At 60.2% G+C, this 18,084-nt stretch carries 18 protein-coding genes; 11 read left to right on the plus strand and 7 right to left on the minus strand.

The genetic code is table 11. The features are described from left to right. Nucleotides 1-18: 18 nt before the first annotated feature. Together groES and MQE22_RS05150 are read right to left on the minus strand one after the other, a co-directional pair. The gene (gene groES, locus MQE22_RS05145) at nucleotides 19-309 is read right to left on the minus strand and encodes a co-chaperone GroES (RefSeq protein WP_215871870.1); all 291 of its coding nucleotides are present in this window, start codon (nucleotides 307-309) and stop codon (nucleotides 19-21) included. A gap of 111 nt (nucleotides 310-420) precedes the next feature. Then, nucleotides 421-1,191, minus strand: coding sequence for a PilZ domain-containing protein (locus MQE22_RS05150; RefSeq protein ID WP_215873445.1), 771 nt, complete (start codon nucleotides 1,189-1,191; stop codon nucleotides 421-423). A gap of 420 nt (nucleotides 1,192-1,611) precedes the next feature. Between MQE22_RS05150 and MQE22_RS05155 the strand changes: the two genes are divergently transcribed. Next, nucleotides 1,612-2,385 carry a PilZ domain-containing protein gene (locus MQE22_RS05155; protein WP_215871868.1) on the plus strand — a complete coding sequence of 258 codons (774 nt, stop codon included), beginning with the start codon at nucleotides 1,612-1,614 and terminating at the stop codon, nucleotides 2,383-2,385. A gap of 41 nt (nucleotides 2,386-2,426) precedes the next feature. Continuing rightward, on the plus strand, nucleotides 2,427-3,683 hold the full coding sequence (locus MQE22_RS05160; RefSeq protein ID WP_215871867.1) for a type II secretion system F family protein: 1,257 nt from the start codon (nucleotides 2,427-2,429) through the stop codon (nucleotides 3,681-3,683). A gap of 23 nt (nucleotides 3,684-3,706) precedes the next feature. Here the strand turns inward: MQE22_RS05160 and MQE22_RS05165 are convergent, their stop codons facing one another. Beyond that, entirely contained in the window at nucleotides 3,707-4,177 is a 471-nt protein-coding gene (locus MQE22_RS05165) for a DUF4124 domain-containing protein (protein ID WP_255790208.1), read from the minus strand. Between the two features lie 114 nt (nucleotides 4,178-4,291). Next, nucleotides 4,292-5,158: a tRNA glutamyl-Q(34) synthetase GluQRS gene (gene gluQRS / locus MQE22_RS05170; protein ID WP_215871865.1), complete on the minus strand. Its 867-nt coding sequence runs from the start codon at nucleotides 5,156-5,158 to the stop codon at nucleotides 4,292-4,294. 89 nt (nucleotides 5,159-5,247) lie between these two features. On the opposite strand from gluQRS, the gene thiL reads away from it, so the two are divergent. The 5 genes from thiL to alaS are packed head-to-tail and all read left to right on the plus strand — an operon-like array spanning nucleotide 5,248 to nucleotide 11,300. After that, nucleotides 5,248-6,252, plus strand: coding sequence for a thiamine-phosphate kinase (thiL, locus tag MQE22_RS05175; protein WP_215871864.1), 1,005 nt, complete (start codon nucleotides 5,248-5,250; stop codon nucleotides 6,250-6,252). Further along, a complete protein-coding gene (locus tag MQE22_RS05180) occupies nucleotides 6,242-7,102 on the plus strand; it encodes a CinA family protein (RefSeq protein WP_215871863.1) in 861 nt (286 codons plus the stop codon). The genes thiL and MQE22_RS05180 overlap by 11 nt, the downstream gene beginning before the upstream one ends. A 33-nt stretch (nucleotides 7,103-7,135) precedes the next feature. Continuing rightward, nucleotides 7,136-8,176, plus strand: a complete 1,041-nt coding sequence (gene recA, locus MQE22_RS05185; protein ID WP_215871862.1) for a recombinase RecA — start codon at nucleotides 7,136-7,138, stop codon at nucleotides 8,174-8,176. After that, entirely contained in the window at nucleotides 8,173-8,631 is a 459-nt protein-coding gene (locus tag MQE22_RS05190; protein WP_215871861.1) for a regulatory protein RecX, read from the plus strand. The genes recA and MQE22_RS05190 overlap by 4 nt, the downstream gene beginning before the upstream one ends. A 29-nt stretch (nucleotides 8,632-8,660) precedes the next feature. After that, nucleotides 8,661-11,300 (plus strand): alanine--tRNA ligase, encoded by a 2,640-nt coding sequence (gene alaS, locus MQE22_RS05195; protein ID WP_215871860.1) that lies wholly within the window; start codon nucleotides 8,661-8,663, stop codon nucleotides 11,298-11,300. Nucleotides 11,301-11,314: 14 nt separating this feature from the next. Here the strand turns inward: alaS and MQE22_RS05200 are convergent, their stop codons facing one another. Beyond that, nucleotides 11,315-11,938: a hypothetical protein gene (locus MQE22_RS05200; protein WP_215871859.1), complete on the minus strand. Its 624-nt coding sequence runs from the start codon at nucleotides 11,936-11,938 to the stop codon at nucleotides 11,315-11,317. 150 nt (nucleotides 11,939-12,088) lie between these two features. Between MQE22_RS05200 and MQE22_RS05205 the strand changes: the two genes are divergently transcribed. The 3 genes from MQE22_RS05205 to MQE22_RS05215 are packed head-to-tail and all read left to right on the plus strand — an operon-like array spanning nucleotide 12,089 to nucleotide 14,028. Continuing rightward, complete coding sequence (locus MQE22_RS05205) at nucleotides 12,089-12,640, plus strand: sigma-70 family RNA polymerase sigma factor (RefSeq protein WP_215872235.1); 552 nt, start codon at nucleotides 12,089-12,091, stop codon at nucleotides 12,638-12,640. After that, the gene (locus tag MQE22_RS05210; protein WP_215872234.1) at nucleotides 12,627-13,355 is read left to right on the plus strand and encodes an anti-sigma factor; all 729 of its coding nucleotides are present in this window, start codon (nucleotides 12,627-12,629) and stop codon (nucleotides 13,353-13,355) included. The genes MQE22_RS05205 and MQE22_RS05210 overlap by 14 nt, the downstream gene beginning before the upstream one ends. Nucleotides 13,356-13,407: 52 nt before the next feature. Next, nucleotides 13,408-14,028 (plus strand): ferritin-like domain-containing protein, encoded by a 621-nt coding sequence (locus MQE22_RS05215; protein WP_215872233.1) that lies wholly within the window; start codon nucleotides 13,408-13,410, stop codon nucleotides 14,026-14,028. A 63-nt stretch (nucleotides 14,029-14,091) separates the two neighbouring features. Here the strand turns inward: MQE22_RS05215 and MQE22_RS05220 are convergent, their stop codons facing one another. Further along, nucleotides 14,092-15,285: a multidrug effflux MFS transporter gene (locus tag MQE22_RS05220; protein ID WP_215872232.1), complete on the minus strand. Its 1,194-nt coding sequence runs from the start codon at nucleotides 15,283-15,285 to the stop codon at nucleotides 14,092-14,094. Nucleotides 15,286-15,499: 214 nt separating this feature from the next. On the opposite strand from MQE22_RS05220, the gene MQE22_RS05225 reads away from it, so the two are divergent. Further along, nucleotides 15,500-15,901: a DUF4168 domain-containing protein gene (locus tag MQE22_RS05225; RefSeq protein WP_215872231.1), complete on the plus strand. Its 402-nt coding sequence runs from the start codon at nucleotides 15,500-15,502 to the stop codon at nucleotides 15,899-15,901. Nucleotides 15,902-16,096: 195 nt separating this feature from the next. Here MQE22_RS05225 and acs read toward each other — a convergent pair whose 3' ends face one another. Further along, nucleotides 16,097-18,028, minus strand: coding sequence for an acetate--CoA ligase (acs, locus tag MQE22_RS05230; protein ID WP_215885385.1), 1,932 nt, complete (start codon nucleotides 18,026-18,028; stop codon nucleotides 16,097-16,099). Between the last annotated feature and the right edge of the window lie 56 nt (nucleotides 18,029-18,084).

Genomic DNA, 18,084 nt, shown 5'->3' on the forward strand with positions numbered 1-18,084 from the left:
GGGAAAATTTCGGATGGCTTACTTGTCGACCACTGCCATGATGTCGTCTTCACGCATCACCAGCAGCTCTTCGCCTTCGACCTTGATTTCCGTACCGGCGTACTTGGCAAACAGAACGCGGTCACCAGCCTTCACATCCAGGCCGCGAACCTTGCCGTCTTCCAGAATCTTGCCATGACCGACGGCTACGACTTCGCCCTGCACCGGCTTTTCCTTGGCGGTATCGGGAATGATGATGCCACCGGCAGTCTTCTGCTCTTCCTCCAGGCGACGGATGACAACGCGATCATGCAACGGACGCAGTTTCATAGAAGCTTTCCTCATCGAAATTGGACCAAAATCAGAACCCGCGAGGACGAGTATTAGCACTCACCCTCGTCGAGTGCTAATCATAGGCATCCGCGAGAGGGTGTCAAGGGGTTACCCAATGGAGGATCGCGAAGAATCGACGATCCGCTTTACCTGTGCCCCTTTTTTGCACAGGTACAGTTGTTCGGCTTTTTTTCGCTGCTCTTTGGTCAGGCTCATGCTTACCGCAATCAGGTATTTGCAGGGACTCCCCCTCGGGAGTGTTTCCTGCCGAGCGACCCGGGCAACCGTTTCGCAGGTTCCGCAATCGGGGATGTCGAAAGTCACCAGTAACGTCTCCCCGCGTGGAATATCCTGTTCGGTAAGAAAGCTGACCCCAGAGGGGCTGAAGTCATGCATCCGGCAGCGCAGGGTGCGGCCGTCCTGAAGGCGGAGGATCGCTTGCCCCTCACCCATCGGAACTCGCCGATCCGCACGGACTTTTCGGTAATAGAGGTGGTGGGGGTGGGTGAACACCAGAAAGTCGCCGACGGTACCTTGCGCTTCAGAAAAGCCCGCATAGACTTTGCGATCGAGCGACACGAACAGCAACACGCGCCGCATGGCATGGAGATTCAGGGAAAGGGATGCAGACGAAAAACACAGACATCCAGATTGCGGGTCACAGCCCTGGTAGTGCAACGCTTCTCCAGGAGCTTTGGGGTCTGGAGACAGGACTATAGCTTCTCCTTCCGAACGGTTACACAAAGGAGATCGGCCAGAGTCTGTCGCTGCTACCTCCGCGAATTCGGGAAGCAACGCTTCTAGGTATTCCGTAAGATTCAATTCTCCCCGGAAAGGAAGCGTCATCCCTAGTTCTGAGTCATCAAACGTGAGGCCCATTGACAATTTCCTCCGTGCAATGACCAATAGTAAAAACCTTTTGACGGTACACCCACTGTATCAAACAAGCAACTTCGTGTAATGATTTTGGAACTCAATTTGTCGTGCTGATATAAGGATTACCGCAATCTGGACGAGCTGGAGCTGGAGCTGGAGCTGGAGCTGGAGCTGGTACTGGTCAAGATGCAATTGGTCAACGAATGAGAGGTCGCCGTGCGGCCGCGTATAGGGATCTGCCGGGTAGCGGAAGACGGCGTGCAAGATCCAGCAAATCTGTTACGCTACATTGACTAGGGCCTGTATCGAGCCAAGGCGATCCGCGATGAGCGCAGCCACTATTGGGTGTTCCATCGGTGGCTCGGGCTTGGGCTTGCCAGCCGAACGCCGCGCGGGCCTGTTCACCAAGCCGGAGGAGGAAGGATGAACACCACCAGCACCGATGTCACCCTGGATCGCACGCCGCTCGCTTCCTTGTTGCCTTTGCGAAAAGGCATGAACATTGCGGATTATCACCTGCTGTTGGTGGGAGAGTTTGATCGGAGCATGGTCGAATTCGTGCCCGACAGCCTATGTCAAGCCGGCGCCGACAGTAGCGCGGTCATCTTTGCATCCGACCCGCAAGATCCGGGACACAGCTTCTCTTTTGCGGGCTGCGATGCGCACGGCCTGCAGTTTCGAGCACAGGGAAATGCGGTGTGGGGCAGCTACCGAAAGGTGTTGGTGTTTATCGAGACGGCGGGTGGCATTTATTCGTTTTTCAGTGACCTGGAGGGGATTGACTCGCAAGGGGTTTATCACTTCCGTCGCCCGGCGTTACTCTATCAACGCAAGACCCGCCTGCGCCGGCGCTTGCATCTGGATGGTCAGATCCTGCTGCGGCGGCGCAGCGGCGAGAGTATTGCGGGGGCTTTGCATGACCTGAGTTTGGATGGTGCCAGTTTTTTTCTGGCCAATTGTCCGCTGGACCCCGGCGAAGCGGCGTTGGTGGAGTTTGATGTCGTCGATTGCGGACACTGCGAAACGGTGGTGACGACGGTGCGGCGTGAGGCTCGCTCCGCCACTCTCGGTGATCTGGTGGGTGTGCGACTGCTGCTGACCAAGGCGCAGAAAAAGCAGGTCGAGCACCTCTATCTTTGCTTGGAATACCCGCAGTTACGCCATTGGCACCTGGACAATTCGGCTGACGTCGTCTAATTGCCTCGGGCAAGAGAAACGGGGTAAGCGGGGAGACAGGTATGGCAACCGCCGTGAAGGGACAGCAACGGCAAACGGAAAAGGTCAATTTGACCGAGTTCGTTTGGGAAGCCAAGACCGCAGATGGACGCACGCGGCAAAAAGGCGAGATGACGGCGGCCTCGGCTAACGTGGTCAAGGCTAGCTTGCGGCGGGCGGGGCTTACCCCCATCGTGGTCAAAAAGGCGCCCAAGCCGCTCCTGGGCGGGGAGGGAATCAAGGAAGCCAGTCTGGTGGTCATGGTGCGTCAGCTTTCCACCATGATCAATGCGGGCGTACCCCTGGTGCAGAGTTTCGAGTTGCTGGTCTCGGCCACCTCCCAGCCCGGTATGCGCAAGTTGCTCAAGGGCATTTTGCGCCATCTGAACGAAGGCGAATCCCTGTCGCAGTCTCTGGCGCACTATCCCAAATACTTTGATCGCCTCTTCGTTTCACTGGTAGCGGCGGGCGAGCAGGGCGGTATTCTCGATACCATCCTGCTGCGTCTGGCGGATTACCGTGAAAAGAGTCTGGCCCTGACCAAAAAGGTCAAGTCCGCGATGTTCTACCCGGCTGCGATCATTACCGTCATGATCGTCGTGGTGGTCATCCTGATGATCTTCGTGATTCCCGTCTTCGCGAACCTTTTCAGTAGCTTTGGCGCGACCCTGCCGCTGTTGACCCAGGTGGTCATCAATATTTCCAACTGGATGCGCGGGCACTGGTACATCGTGGTGGTAGTGCCCATCGCTGCAGTGTTTCTGTTTCGCTATGCCTACCGGCGCAGTGACAAATTCAAGGTGTTTGTCGATCGCTATGCCCTGAAAATTCCGGTCTTGGGCGATATTTTGCTGAAGGGTGCGGTGGCTCGTTTCAATCGCACGCTCTCGACCATGCAGGCTGCCGGTGTACCCATTCTCGATGCCCTGGATACCCTTTCCCGGGTATCCAATAACGCCATCATCGAAAAGAGCGTGCTCAATGCCCGCGCCGATGTTGCCGCGGGCGGGCGTATCTCTACCAAGCTCAAGGAAGATGGGGTGTTTCCCTTGATGGCCACGCAGATGCTTGCCATTGGTGAAGAGACCGGTGCCGTCGAGGTGATGTCGGGCAAGGTCGCGGATTTCTATGAAAACGAGGTAAACGAGGCCGTCAATCGCATGTCAACCCTCATGGAGCCGATCATCATGGTCATCCTGGGTATCGTGGTGGGTACCCTGGTGGTGGCCATGTATATGCCGATCTTCAAGATGGGCGCGGTCGTGACCCACGGCGGGTAAGCCCCTGCTCGGCGTGCTCTGACTCAGGGTGTCTGCCGCGGCCAGGGACCGGTGTACCACGGCGCGATTTGCGGCAGCCCGTTGTTTACCGTTGGCGATTGTGGCGGGCGTGGCCTGGGTGGCCCGGGGTGGGGTTGGTAGGGGTAGGACGGATAGAGAAAGAGCGACGGGCCGCGGTCTTCATGGATGATCTGTGGCTGCCGTTGTCCGAGATAGTTTTCTAGAGCGCGTAGCAGGTTGAGTTTGGCGGCAAGCTCCTCGTCCCTGGCAATTTTCTGCTCTGTTTGCTCCGCTTTTCGCGCGGGTTGCATCACGACGGGCGCCGGTGGAGTGGCCGATATGGGACTCTGCTCACCGATTTTTTGCACGTCTCTGGCATCCTTGGGTGGCCGGTTGCCAAAGCTGACCACGCCCTCGGGCGAGACCCAGCGGTAAATGGGCAGCGCAAGCGCCGAGGGTGCCAGGACTGGCATCGCCAACCAGCAGGCACTCATCAGGACCATGTACCTTGGCAAACCCCGCGTTTTCCGCATCTTTCCGCTCATCTGCGCTTGACCTTGGCTACCATAAACCTATTCCCGCAGATACCCCAAATCATCGCCACAGAATCATTCCAACACATCCCAGCGTCTGGCCCATTCGGCCAGGGCCCAGTCGCGCCAGTCGTCGGGGCTTGCGCCGTGCAAATCGGCGGGAGTTTCCCAACCCAGCGCCTGCAGGCTCTGTTCCCAGACGATTCTGGCATCAAAGGCTGCGGCGCTGTCGCTTTTGGAGAGTTTTTTGCCATTGGCATCATAGAGTAAGGGTAGGTGACCATATTGGGGCGACGGTAATCCCAGTTGCCTTTGCAGGTACTGCTGTAGAGGGGTGATGGCCGTCAGGTCGGCCCCGCGGACCACCTCGGTAATTCCCTGTTCGGCATCATCCACCACGCAGCAGAGGAGATAGGCAAACGGCCCATCGGCACGCAACAGGACCGGGGGCTGCTCGGGAGGAATGAATTGCTGGGTACCCAGGTAGCGATCTTGCCAGGGGGCGCGAAGTAGGGTGTGCAAATCCAGCCGCCAGGCCCGGGGGCTACGTGGCGGCTGGCTGCGACAGCTACAGGGTTGGTGGGCGAGGCTTTGTCGGGTACAGTCGCAGGGGTAGGCAAGCCCTTGCTCGCGCAGCCGTTGCAGCGCTGCGGTGTATTGATCCCGGTATTGCGATTGGTAGCGAAGGGTGCCGTCCCATGTGAGTCCGAGGGAGTCCAACTGCCGCAGAATCTGCCCGGCAGCCTCTGGCCGACAACGGGTGCTATCGATGTCATCGATACGCAGCAGCCATCGTCCCCCCTGGGATTTGGCGCTCAGGAAACTGCCAATGGCTGCCAGTGCCGAGCCCGCATGCAAGGGTCCGCTGGGACTTGGCGCAAAGCGGCCGGTAATGACTTGCGCCGGGCGAATCGGTAGATTGTTGCGGGAGTCTGTGGACATCGTTGCAAACGCGAAAGAGGAAACAGCCGTACATGCCAGCATACCCTGTTCGCAGCGAAATACTGAATATCTGTTGGGGCGTTATCTGAATGCCCGCCGGTGAGTTTACCCTGATTGCCGAACTGCGGGATGCCCTGGGCCAGGGGCGGTCTGGGGATGGTACCCTGATTGGCATTGGCGATGACGCGGCGGTGCTCGATTGTGGCGGACGGTCGCTGGTGGCCTGTACCGATACCCTGGTAGCCGGGCGGCATTTTTTTGCCGACGTGAACGCCGCGGATCTGGCCTGGAAGGCGCTGGCCGTCAACCTCAGTGACCTTGCCGCCATGGGCGCTGAGCCGCGCTGGACCTTGCTCAATCTGGCTTTGCCGGCTGGGTTGGCGACGGCTGCCTGGCGTGCCGACTTTGTGCGTGGCTGGCAGGCCCTTGCATCTGCTTCTGCCGTGCGTCTGGTGGGCGGCGATACGGTGGCCAGCGATGGGCCGCTGACCGTGACGGTGACTGCCCTGGGACTGCTCAGTGGGCCGGCCTTGCAGAGGGACGCGGCGCAGCCGGGGGACGACATCTATGTGACCGGCACCCTGGGCGATGCGGCACTGGCCCTGGAGCGTGCCTTTGCCGCACGCCGGGGCGAGGAGAACCCGCCCCTGGCAGGGGCCGACTGGCTGGAGCAACGACGCTTGCGTCCTACGCCGCGTCTTGCCTTTGCCCGGGCGGCGCAACGCTTGCGCGCCCTTTGCGCTCAGGATGTTTCGGATGGCTTTCTCGCGGATCTGGGCCATATTTTGCGCGCTTCGCGGGTCGGTGCGCGCATCGATGCCGAGTGCCTGCCCCTGAGTCCGCCGGTGGCGGAGTGGGTGGCGGAGGATGGGGAACGACTGTCGCGCACGGCCCTCACCGGTGGCGACGATTACGAGTTGATCCTTTGCGCGCCGCCCTCCCTGGCCGGCGAGCTGCAGGACGCGGCGCGGCGGACAGCGACGCCCTTGTGCAGGGTAGGGCGGATTCTGCCGCCTGCGGCGGGTGTGCGGCTTTTCTGGCAGGGCGAAGAACGACCGTTGCCGACACAATGGGGGCACGAGCATGCACTCTGAATTGCCGATTTATCTCCCTCTGCACCCCGCTGCCTTGCCTATGGCGCAACGGGTGGCGGCCTGGATCGAGGGGGCGGGGCAGCCCGTGCGTTTGACCCTGTGCCGCGAGCTACCATTGAATGCTGTGATTGGCGTGGCCCTGGGAGACTTTGCCAATGCCGCTGCCTGGCAAGCCGCCGGTGGAGCCCTTCTCGACCCCCTAGACTGGTCGAGGCTTGCAGAATATCTGTGTCGCCACTGGCCGCTTGCGGCAATGCCGCGCACCCGCTTTGGCGTGACCCCAGCGGACGCCGCTTTGCCGGGAGAAATCTGGGTGGGAAATGGGGACGGACTGGTACTGGATCTGGCGCCGCCGGAGTGGGCCTTGTTGCGCTGGGCCGCGAGCCGCGGCTGGCAGTTGGCGACGGCGGAGTCCTGCACCGCTGGCGGAATTGCCGCGCGCATTGCCGCCTTGCCGGGATCGTCTGCAGTGTTGCGCCAGGGTTTTGTGGTGTACAGCAATGCCGCCAAGGAAGAGATGCTGGGGGTCTCGGGCGAGACACTGCAGGCGCATGGTGCGGTCTCCGAGGCCGTGGTTGGCGAGATGCTCGATGGTGCCCTGCGTCATGCCGACCTTGCCGTTGCGGTCAGCGGTATTGCCGGCCCCGGCGGCGCGGTGCCCGGCAAACCGGTAGGCACCGTCTGTCTGGGCTGGGCAAGCCGCAGCCGACGGCAGGTGTGCACGTTGCTCTTCGCCGGTGATCGCTGGGCAGTGCAATATGCTGCCGGCTCGGTCGCCATCGGTGGCTTGTTGGGTTTGCTGGCAGAGAGTGAGCATCCCAAGATTGGTCTGAGCGAATCCCTCGGGTAGAATGCCCGGGTACCCCAACGAGGAGATGGCAAGATGGATGATCAACGGAGCAAGGCGCTGGCCGCGGCCCTGTCGCAAATCGACCGCCAGTTTGGCAAGGGTGCCATCATGCGCCTGGGCGAGCAGAGCGCCGTCAAGGACATTGCCGTCTATTCCACGGGTTCCCTGGGGTTGGATCTGGCCTTGGGCGTCGGCGGGCTGCCGCGTGGGCGTATCGTCGAGATCTATGGGCCGGAATCCTCCGGCAAAACGACCCTGACCCTGCACGCCATCGCTAGTTGTCAGGCCGCCGGCGGTACCGCGGCCTTCATCGATGCCGAACATGCCCTCGATCCCACCTACGCGCAGAAGCTCGGGGTGGATCTCGAAAATCTCCTCATCTCACAGCCGGATACCGGCGAACAGGCGCTGGAGATTGCCGATATGCTGGTGCGCTCCGGTGCCGTCGATCTCATTGTCATTGATTCTGTGGCCGCCCTGACTCCCAAGGCGGAAATCGAGGGCGAGATGGGCGATTCGCACGTCGGTCTGCAGGCGCGTCTGATGAGCCAGGCGCTGCGCAAACTCACCGCCAACATCTCGCGTACCAATACTTTGGTCATTTTCATCAACCAGATCCGCATGAAAATCGGTGTCATGTATGGCAGCCCGGAAACCACCACCGGCGGCAATGCCCTCAAGTTTTACGCCTCGGTACGGCTGGATATCCGCCGCATTGGCGCCATCAAGAAGGGCGACGAGGTCCTTGGTAACGATACCCGGGTGAAGGTGGTCAAAAACAAGGTGGCTCCTCCCTTTCGCGAGGCGGAGTTCGCCATCTATTACGGCGAAGGCATTTCGCGTCTGTCGGAGCTGGTCGATCTGGGTGTCAAGTTCGACATTTTGGAAAAGAGCGGGGCTTGGTACAGCTACGGTACGGAGCGGATCGGGCAGGGCAAGGAAAACGCCCGCCAGTATCTGAAAGAGCATCCGGAGGTAGCCAAGACCATCGAGGACAAAGTGCGTGCCGCGGCCCTGGGTCACCCGCTGGCCTTTGCCGAAGAGGTTCCGGGGCTCGCCGAAGCCGAGGCATGAGTGACGGGGAGGCGGCCATCGAGGCCGCAGCCCTGCGATTGCTGGCGCGCCGAGAATACGCCCGCGCCGAGTTACGATCTCGCCTCGTGCGGCAGTCCGGCTTCGCCGCTGAGGCGGTGGATGCGGTCCTTACAAGTTTGGAAGGGCGCGGATATCTGAGCGATGCCCGCTACCGTGAGGCGCGGATGCGCAGTCGAGCCGCGCGTGGTCAGGGCCCCGTGCGGGTGGCGCAGGACTGGCGCGCGAGTGGTGCAGGCGATGACCGCGTCTTGCTGGCGGAGGTCGATTGGCTGGCACGGGCGCGGCAGGTGCTGCAGAAGCGTTTTGGTGAGCAGGCACCTGGCGACGCCAAGGAATGGGCACGCCGGGCGCGTTTTTTACAGGGGCGGGGCTTTCCTCCCGATTTGATTCGCAAGGCGTTGGCCGGAGAAGATTTTTTCGCGGATGGGGAGTGAGCCCCGCCGAGTATCGTTCAGGGAGTCACATGAAGTCAGCAGCCATCCGTACCGCTTTTCTGGAGTTTTTTGCCAGCCAAGGGCATCAGATCGTCCCCAGCAGCCCGCTGGTGCCGCGTAATGACCCGACGCTGCTCTTCACCAATGCGGGTATGGTGCAGTTCAAGGATACCTTTCTGGGACTGGAGCAGCGCCCCTATGCGCGGGCCGTCTCCACCCAGCGCTGCATGCGCGCCGGCGGCAAGCACAACGATCTCGAAAATGTAGGGTACACCGCACGGCACCATACCTTCTTCGAGATGCTCGGTAATTTCTCTTTTGGCGATTACTTCAAGCGGGAAGCCATCCGGTTTGCCTGGCGTTTCCTCACCGAGACCCTGGGACTGCCAGCCGAAAAACTCTGGGTGACGGTCTACGAAAAGGATGACGAAGCGGCCGCGATCTGGCTCGACGAGATGAAAGTCGACGCAACGCGTTTCTCCCGCTGCGGCGACAAGGACAACTTCTGGAGTATGGGCGATACCGGCCCCTGCGGTCCCTGTTCCGAGATTTTTTACGATCATGGCGCGGAAATCCCTGGCGGTCCGCCCGGAAGCCCCGATGCCGACGGTGACCGCTATATCGAGATCTGGAATCTGGTTTTCATGCAATACGACCGGGATAGTTCGGGCAAGCTCACGCCCTTGCCCAAGCCTTCGGTCGACACCGGTATGGGGCTGGAGCGACTGGCGGCGGTCCTGCAGGGCGTACACAACAACTACGACACCGACATCTTTCAGGTGCTGATCGCCGCCGCGGCAGAGCTTGCCGCTACCCCTTATGGTGCCAGCGCCGAAAGTGATACCAGTCTGCGGGTCTTGGCCGATCACATTCGCGCCTGCAGTTTCCTGATCACCGATGGCGTCATGCCGAGCAATGAAGGTCGTGGTTATGTGCTGCGGCGTATCATCCGCCGTGCGGTGCGGCATGGGCGTAAGCTGGGCGTCGAGGATGCATTTTTCTATCGTCTCGTGGCCCCGCTGGTTGCCAGCATGGGGGACGCCTACCCAGAGCTGCGCCAGGCACAACACGAGGTCGAGCGGCAGCTGCATCGCGAGGAAGACAAATTCCGCGAGACCTTACAGCGCGGGCTCGATCTCCTTGACGAGGCCATTGCCAAACTGCCGGCAGGGGCGCCCATCCCCGGCGAGGTCATCTTTCGCCTGTCCGATACCTACGGTTTTCCGGTTGATTTGACCGCCGATATCGCCCGTGAGCGTGGCCTGGAGATGGACATGGCGGGCTTTGACGCGGCCCTGGCCGAGCAGCGCCAACGCTCCCGCGCCGCGTGGTCGGGCAGCGGCGCGGTGAAGGCGGAAAAGATCTATCACGATTTGGCCATGCATCTACCGGCTACGGAATTTTTGGGCTATGGCGGTTGCGATGGGGCCGGGGGCGTGCTTGCCATCGTGCGCGATGGCGCCAGTGTGGACAGTCTGGCGGCGGGCCAGTCCGCCGCGATCATCCTGGATCAGACGCCATTCTATGCTGAGTCGGGTGGACAGGCGGGTGACGTCGGCAAGCTCTTCCATGGTCAGGAAATACTCTTTACCGTGACGGACACGCAAAAGCCGGTGCCCAGCCAGCATGTGCATATCGGCACCCTGGAACGTGGCAGCGTCCATGTCGGGCAGGTCCTGCAGGCAGTGGTCGATCCCGCCGCCCGCGCTGCCACCGCCGCGCACCATTCAGCGACGCATCTTCTGCATGCGGTACTACGCCGGCGCTTGGGCAGCCATGTGCAGCAAAAAGGATCGCTGGTGAATGCCGAACGGCTGCGCTTCGACTTCAGCCATCCCGAGCCTCTGGAGGCGGCGGAGTTACAGGCCATCGAGCGTGAGGTAAATGCGGCCATTCGCGCCAATGTGCAGGCCGAGACGCGGGTATTGCCCCTGGCCGAGGCCCAGGCCTTGGGCGCCATGGCCCTCTTTGGCGAGAAATACGGCGAGGAAGTTCGGGTTGTGCTGATGGGGGAGCACTCGCTGGAGTTTTGTGGTGGTACCCATGTCGCTGCCCTTGGAGAGATCGGCTTCTTCAGGATTCTGAGTGAGTCCGCCGTCGCCGCGGGGGTTCGCCGTATCGAGGCCGTCGTTGGGGAGGCCGCCTTGCGCAGTGTGCAGCAGGATGAGGAACGTCTGCGCGGGGCAGCGGCTTTGCTCAAGGCAGCCCCCGCCGAACTCGATCAGCGTCTGGCCCAGACCCTGGAACGCTTGCGGCAACTGGAGAAGGAACTGGAGCGCAGCAAGCGTGATTTGGCCGCCAGCGCGGGTGCCGATCTGGCCGCGCGGGTAGAGCGCATTCAGGATGTCCCGGTTCTGTTGCAACGCCTGGATGGGATGGATGCCAAGGCCCTGCGCGAGGTGCTCGATCGTCTGCGCTCGGAAATCAGCTCCGGCATCATCGTTCTAGCCGGCGTGGCCGATGACAAGGTGTCGCTCTTGGCGGCGGTCAGCAAGGATCTGCATGGCAAGGTCCATGCGGGTGAACTAGTGAATGTCGTTGCTCAGCCTTTGGGGGGCAAGGGAGGCGGGCGGCCCGATATGGCTCAGGCCGGTGCCGCGCAAGCGGAAGGGCTGGACGCGGCGATGGCCGAGGCAAGGACGTGGCTTAACGAGAAGATTGCTTCCTGAGGGAGCGACCAGAATCAGGGGCGGCCAGGGCCATGGTCGCCCTGCCAACCACGGTCTCCTGGCCCATGATCTCCGCGGCCGGGGTTGCCATGATCGGGACCATGTCCTCCCCGCTGCTCTCCATGCGGACCGTATTCACGCTGCGGCCCTTGTGGATGCTGCGGGTGATAGGGACCGTGATCCGATCCGTGTGGCCGGTATTGCTGGGGGACGGGCGGCTGCGGCCGGGCTTGCGGCCGAAAATGCCGCCAATGTGGGTCGCGCGCGCGATAGTGGGCTTCATTCTGTACGCGTTGCCAGTCTCCGGGATGCCAGCGCTGTAATCCCGGGGGCGGTGCCGCAATCGGGCGCCACGGGCCGCGATACCCAGGACCTGACCACCAACGATTGCCGTAATAATAGTAGTAGCTGGAGCCGCCATAGAAAATGGGCTGAGAACTGCCATAGGCCGCGTACACTCCCAAACTGGGCAGCCAAACCATCAGCGGTGGACTAGCGACGACCGCAGGCGGGTAGTACGCCGGTGTGCCGATGTTCAGTTGCAGATCAATGGGGCTGGCCATTGCTGCGCTACTCAGGCCCAGAACTGCAATGCCTAACAGGCCATTTCTTAGGGAAAATCTCTTCTGCTTTTTCATGATGATTTCTCCAGTTGTGTTCCGCTCGTGGTCAAGTGCAGGTACTCTGCGCTATCCTCGGGCCAGACTGTACCAATGAGCATACGGCTTTGCGGTAGAGAGGTGCGAATGCAAAAGTGTGAGGAATCATGAATTGTCCCGTAATGCCTCATGATTGACACCGCCGAACTGGAGCGGCTGCTACTTGCGGTTGCGTGTGGCGATCAGCAGGCGTTCCAGCGTTTTTACCGGGAGACGTCTGCGCATCTCTACCCCGTGGCTTTGCGTATTCTGAGAGAGGATGGCCGTGCGGCCGATTGTTTGCAGGATGCCTTTCTCAAGATCTGGCTGAAGGCATCCGAGTATCGCGCAGGTCGCTCTCCCATGGCCTGGGCGGCGGCGATCGTGCGTTACCAGGCGATTGATCTGTTGCGCCGTATGCCCAAGGACGAGCCTGGTTGGGAAGAGCCCGACTGGGAGCGCGAAGAATGGGGGGCCGTGCATAATGAGGCCGCATTGTATCCTGCCGAGCGCAAGCGTATCGAGGATTGTTTGCAGAAGATGACAACAGAGCAGCGCCAGGCCATCGTGCAGGCCTTTTATCGTGCCGCGACCTACGAAGAGGTAGCCACACACTTTGGGGCGGCTCTGGGGACGGTGAAAAGCTGGATTCGTAGGGGATTATTGTTTTTGAGGGACTGTTTGCAGCATGAATCTGCGTAAGCATCCGCAACTTTCCGAGCAACTGGCAGCGCTGTATGTGATCGGCAGCCTGCGAGGAAGGGCACGCCTCCGCTTCGCGCGGCTCGTGCAGCAGGATGTCGTCCTTGCGCAGATGGTGGAGCGCTGGGAGGATTTACTGTTGCCTGCCATGCTTCCTGCGCGTCCGCAGCCGGTGCCAGAGCGCGTATGGCATGGCATTCGTGCGCAGTTGCCCAGAGCGACCCTCGCCCAACCCCGATCCCGATCGTCGCATCTGCCATGGTGGCGCCGCCTTGCCCTGTGGCAGGGCCTGAGCGCGGCGCTGGCAGTCGTGCTGGTGGTCAGTTGGTTATGGCCCAGCGTGCCGCGCATGCCCATGCTGGCAGTCGTCAATAATAGCCAAGGGCAGGCAACCTGGGTATTTCATGCCAGCGCTCATCATATGCGCCTGGTCACCCTGCGAAACACCCAAATTCCCCCGAATAAATCCATGCAGCTATGGGCCATTGTGCCCGGTAAGAAGCCTGTTTCGATGGGACTGTTGCCGATGCAGGAAGGGCAGACGCCGGTACTGCCGGTGCCGGACCACATGAACCTTTCTCACGCCCGCCTGTTGGCGGTGACCATGGAGCCTGCTGGAGGTTCTCCGACCGGGCAACCCACCGGGCCCATACTGCTCAAGGCGACGTTGATCAGCAGTCAGGATGCATCCACAGGTCCACGCCGTGCGTACTAGATTGTGATGACACAGTTCATCACTCTTTTCTCGTCACAGGCAGGAGAATATCATGCAGGAAAATGAGCAAGTTGGCGCAAATCGTCGGGATTTTCTGAAAAAAAGTGCCCTTTTTGGCTTGGGTCTGGCCGCCGCCGGAAATCTGGTTTTGCCGGCCACGGCGCGGGCCGCAGGGATGTCTGCGAACAGCGAGAGCCACGATCTGGGTATCCTGAACTTTGCCCTGAATGCCGAACATCAGGCGATTGCGGCCTACCAGGTAGGAGCTGACAGTAAGCTCCTGCAGCCGGGTCCGCTCAAACTGGCCCTGCAATTTCAGAAGGATCATGAAGCGCACGCGGCCGTACTCGCCGAGACGATCAAGAAGATGGGTGGTAAGCCGGTTGCGGCCAAGCTGCCACTCACCGCTTCCATGGGTGACTTGGCCAAGGCCTGGGGTTTCCCTGTTGATAAGTTGAAGGATCAGGCCGACGTGCTGCATTTTGCCGCAGGCTTGGAAATCGGCGCCGCCAAGGCGTATTTAGGGGCAGTGAAACAGTTCAGTAATCCGGAGCTCGCGCACGCCGCAGCCAATATCGAAGGCGACGAGGCGATGCATTTTGCCACGTTGCGCAATGCTTTGGGGATGAATCCCGTGCCCGCTGCCTTCATCTCGGCCATGCCGGACGACTGATACAGCGTAGTGGAAAAAAGGCGCTGCGGCGCCTTTTTTTGTGCCTGCAGCGAATTGTCTCGATCAGGCGACCCGTGGTGCACTGCGCAGGGTGAGTCCGGTGAATGCTGCAATTGTCGCGCAGAAGAGTATTACCAGGGCCATGGGTACGGCACTGGGGATGTCGATGAGACCCACGCCCATGGCGGCGACGGCAGCGCTGGCAAATTGCAGACTGCCGAGCAGGGCGGAGGCGGTGCCCGCCTGCTTCCCTTGTTCTTGCATGGCCAGGGCGCTGCTGTTGGGGGAAACCAAGCCGATGGAGGCGACATAGAAGAAGAGCGGCACGATGAGACCCGCAAGGCCCGTTTGCGGTACGAGACTTGCAAAAAGCAGGAACGCTGCGGCGCAAAACTGAATGAATAAGGCTGTCCGCAACAGGACGTGCGGAGAGTAACGTCGGTGCAGAAAACGATTGAACTGGGAGAGAAGGATCAGACCCAGGGCATTGAGGCCAAAGATCCAGCCAAAATCGTGCGCTGGCACTTTGTGTAAGTCGATGAACACGAAGGGAGATCCGGCAATGTAGGCAAACATGCCGGAAAAGCTGGCCGCGAGAATAATGGCGTAGGGACGAAACTGCGGGTCACGAAGCAGGATCCAGAAGCGCGAGACAATGGCATACAGATGCAGCGAGTGCGCGGGATCTCCGCGATGGCCGGAAGGCAAGAGCAAGGCACTGCTCAGCAAGCTGAGGAGCCCGAGGACCGCCAGCAGGACGAAGATTGCTTGCCAGCCAGACCAGAGGAGCAGATAGCCACCCAGGAGGGGAGCAAAAATCGGAGCGACGCCCATGACCAGGATCATCCGTGCAAAGACGTGGCTAGCGTCCTGCGGCGGAAAGAGGTCGCGCACCAATGCGCGGCCAATGACTGGCCCCGAGCATGCGCCGATGCCCTGCAGCAGACGGAAGAAGGATAGCCAGACGGCGCTGGGGGCCATTGCGCAGGCGAGGGATGCGAGTACGTAGAGCGCCAGGGCGAGCAGCAGGGGAGCGCGGCGACCGAAACGATCGCTGATGGGGCCGAGGATCGCCTGGCCCCCGGAAAATCCGAGAAAAAAAGCGGCAAGGGTAAGCTGGATAGCGAATTGGTTGACTTGAAAGTGCTGTTGCAGGGTTGGCAAACTGGGCAGGTACATGTCGATGGACAGGGCGCCGAAGGCGCTGAGGCTGCCGAGAAGAAATACACTGCGCCGTGGATGAAAGTTTTCTGTCACCGCTTCGATTCCGCCAGAAACCGGCGATGATAACGCAGCGTTATAGAAGTCGCCAGCGCTATCAAGGGCATGTTGTGAGTAAATTTAGTGAGGTGAAAATTATTGCAATATTATCCTGATATATATCAATTAACAATTCAGTTTTGACAATGGCGGATTATTCTTGTTACGGTCTGGTTTCATGATTTGCAGCGTAATCAAAAAAGGAGAGTTCATGAGAAAGGGAATTATTGTTGGTATTGCGTCTTCTGCGACCTTGATTTTTGGCAGCACTTTGGCCTTGGCCAGCACCGCGATGCCAGCGCAGACCACACCGGCCCAGCCGATGTCTCCAGCCCCTGCGAAGCAGCATGTGGACCAGCAGGAGCTGCATCACTTTGCCGCGGCAGTGAAGGAAATTCAACCCATCGATATGCAGGCGCATACCGTGATTTCCGATAAAAGCATGAGTGAAAAAGAAAAACATCAAAAGCTGGAAGGGTATAACAAGAAAATTACCGCGATCCTCGCGCAGCATCATCTGACGCCAATGAAATATGAGGCGTTATTGAAAAAGGCCGAGACCGATCCAGCCTTCGCCAAGCGTACCGAGTCTGCTTTGCATGAAATGAACTAAACGTTTCTGCCAAAAGCCAACCCTGCCATGCTTGTGGCAGACCCCAGGCGAAGCCGTTGCGCTTTGCCGGAAATCAGTAGCGTTTCCCTTTCAGGAGTGGATCTCCCGGGAAACGCTCGCCTTGAGATTGCAATATGCTGATCCTTGCGGATATTTTCAGCAAGTTCTGTCAACTGTCAGTCTGATATCTTTCCCTTAATCTTCTAATGTACTGATATCCTGGGTAATTTCTTCGCCACGGGCTTGCGCGCGTAACAGGCGACGCATGATCTTGCCAGAGCGGGTCTTGGGCAGACTATCGACGAAGTGGATATCATCGGGACGAGCAATGGCGCCAATCAGATCCGTCACCTGCGCGCGTAACGCTGCGCTCAGCTGATCATGATCGTCTCCCTGATGGGCGGCCTTGAGAATCACGAAGGCAGATACCGCTTCTCCCTTGATCTCATGCGGAATGCCGACGACGGCGGCCTCGGCGACGGCGGGATGGGCAACGAGAGCGGATTCGATCTCCGCGGTACCCAGGCGATGGCCGGATACATTGAGAACGTCATCGATGCGGCCCATCACCCAAAAGTACCCGTCTTTGTCGCGTCGGGCGCTGTCGCCGGCTATATAATAGCGGTTGCCGAACTTTCCCCAGTAGGTCTGCACGTAGCGTTCGGGATTGCCCCAGACGCCGCGCAACATGCCCGGCCAGGGACGATCGATGACCAGATAACCACCCTGGTCGGCGGCGTCGATTTCCTCGCCCTGCTCATTCACCACCTTGGCGGATATTCCGGGCAAGGGCAGGGCGCAGGAGCCGGGTTTGTTGGCGCTGACCCCGGGCAGGGGAGCGATCATGTGCCCGCCAGTTTCCGTCTGCCACCAGGTATCAACGATGGGGCATTTTCCGCCGCCAATGACGTCGCGATACCAGATCCACGCTTCGGGGTTCATCGGTTCGCCCACGCTCCCCAGCAGTCGCAGGCTGCTGAGATCGTGTTTCTTGACCCAGCTGTCGCCCATCTTCATGAAGGCGCGCACGGCCGTTGGCGCAGTGTAGAGGACACTAATGCCGTGGCGCTCCACCATCGACCAGAAGCGGTCGGGTTGGGGGTACATGGGGGCGCCTTCATATAAAAAGACAGTGGCACCATTGGCCAAGGGGCCATAGACCACATAGCTGTGCCCGGTGATCCAGCCGACATCGGCGGTACACCAGTACACGTCGTCCTCTTTCAGGTCGAAAGACCAACGGCTGGTGAGCTTGGCCCAGAGCAGGTAACCAGCGCTACTGTGCAGAATCCCTTTGGGTTTGCCGGTGCTGCCCGAGGTATAGAGGATGAAGAGGGGGTGCTCGGCGGGAAGGGCGGGAGCAGGACAGTGGGCCGACTGCCCGGCGATTGCCTCGTGCCACCACAGATCGCGACCATCCAGCATGTCAATGTCGGTGCCGGTGCGTTGCAAGACAATGACCCGTTCCACCTGATGTTCGTGCTCGCGCAATAAGGCCTGATCGGCATGGCGTTTGAGTGGCACGATCTTTCCGCCACGATAGGCGCCATCGGCGGTGAGCAGAATCCTGGCGCCAGTATCTTCCAGTCGATCCTTGAGCGCCTCGGCGGAAAATCCACCGAAAACCACGGAGTGCACAGCGCCAATGCGCGCACAGGCAAGCATCGCCACCACCGCTTCGATGACCATGGGCATGTAGATAACGACCCGGTCACCAGACTCGACCTTCTCGCCGCGTAGGGTATTGGCAAAGAGGCTCACCTCGCGGTGCAGTTGCGCGTAGGTCAGGGTCTTGACGCTGCCATCCTCTCCCTCCCAAATCAGCGCGGCCTTGTGCTTTTGCGCCCCCTGCAGGTGACGGTCGATGCAATTTTTTGCGACATTGAGGCTGCCGTCGGTAAACCAGCGGTAGAAGGGCGCCTCGCCCTGATCCAGAACCCGCGAGAATGGCTGCTCCCAGAGCAGGTGTTCGCGCGCGAGGGTGCCCCAAAATGCTTCAGGATCGCGCTCGGCTTCTGCCTGCAGACGCTGGTATTCGCTTTGATCGAGATGCGCACGGGCGGCGAATGTCTCGGGCACGGGGAAAAGACGCTCTTCGTTGAGATGGGAATCGATAGATTGGGTCATGATCGTCGTCATCGCTGTTGCTGGCTTATGGGACGATGGTAAGACCTCTGCCGGCA

It is taken from the genome of Acidithiobacillus sp. YTS05 (assembly GCF_024396695.1).
In the GTDB taxonomy this organism is placed as follows: Bacteria; Pseudomonadota; Gammaproteobacteria; order Acidithiobacillales; family Acidithiobacillaceae; genus Igneacidithiobacillus; species Igneacidithiobacillus copahuensis.

Excerpts from the sequence above, each read along its gene's own strand:
- MQE22_RS05190 (WP_215871861.1), top strand. The coding sequence starts at position 8,173 with ATGAGTGACGGGGAGGCGGCCATCGAGGCCGCAGCCCTGCGATTGCTG.
- MQE22_RS05165 (WP_255790208.1), bottom strand. The coding sequence starts at position 4,177 with ATGAGTGCCTGCTGGTTGGCGATGCCAGTCCTGGCACCCTCGGCGCTT.
- MQE22_RS05205 (WP_215872235.1), top strand. The coding sequence starts at position 12,089 with ATGATTGACACCGCCGAACTGGAGCGGCTGCTACTTGCGGTTGCGTGT.
- MQE22_RS05210 (WP_215872234.1), top strand. The coding sequence starts at position 12,627 with ATGAATCTGCGTAAGCATCCGCAACTTTCCGAGCAACTGGCAGCGCTG.
- alaS (WP_215871860.1), top strand. The coding sequence starts at position 8,661 with ATGAAGTCAGCAGCCATCCGTACCGCTTTTCTGGAGTTTTTTGCCAGC.
- MQE22_RS05180 (WP_215871863.1), top strand. The coding sequence starts at position 6,242 with ATGCACTCTGAATTGCCGATTTATCTCCCTCTGCACCCCGCTGCCTTG.
- MQE22_RS05150 (WP_215873445.1), bottom strand. The coding sequence starts at position 1,191 with ATGGGCCTCACGTTTGATGACTCAGAACTAGGGATGACGCTTCCTTTC.
- MQE22_RS05155 (WP_215871868.1), top strand. The coding sequence starts at position 1,612 with ATGAACACCACCAGCACCGATGTCACCCTGGATCGCACGCCGCTCGCT.
- acs (WP_215885385.1), bottom strand. The coding sequence starts at position 18,028 with ATGACCCAATCTATCGATTCCCATCTCAACGAAGAGCGTCTTTTCCCC.
- MQE22_RS05215 (WP_215872233.1), top strand. The coding sequence starts at position 13,408 with ATGCAGGAAAATGAGCAAGTTGGCGCAAATCGTCGGGATTTTCTGAAA.
- gluQRS (WP_215871865.1), bottom strand. The coding sequence starts at position 5,158 with ATGTCCACAGACTCCCGCAACAATCTACCGATTCGCCCGGCGCAAGTC.
- recA (WP_215871862.1), top strand. The coding sequence starts at position 7,136 with ATGGATGATCAACGGAGCAAGGCGCTGGCCGCGGCCCTGTCGCAAATC.
- MQE22_RS05225 (WP_215872231.1), top strand. The coding sequence starts at position 15,500 with ATGAGAAAGGGAATTATTGTTGGTATTGCGTCTTCTGCGACCTTGATT.
- MQE22_RS05200 (WP_215871859.1), bottom strand. The coding sequence starts at position 11,938 with ATGAAAAAGCAGAAGAGATTTTCCCTAAGAAATGGCCTGTTAGGCATT.
- groES (WP_215871870.1), bottom strand. The coding sequence starts at position 309 with ATGAAACTGCGTCCGTTGCATGATCGCGTTGTCATCCGTCGCCTGGAG.
- MQE22_RS05160 (WP_215871867.1), top strand. The coding sequence starts at position 2,427 with ATGGCAACCGCCGTGAAGGGACAGCAACGGCAAACGGAAAAGGTCAAT.
- thiL (WP_215871864.1), top strand. The coding sequence starts at position 5,248 with ATGCCCGCCGGTGAGTTTACCCTGATTGCCGAACTGCGGGATGCCCTG.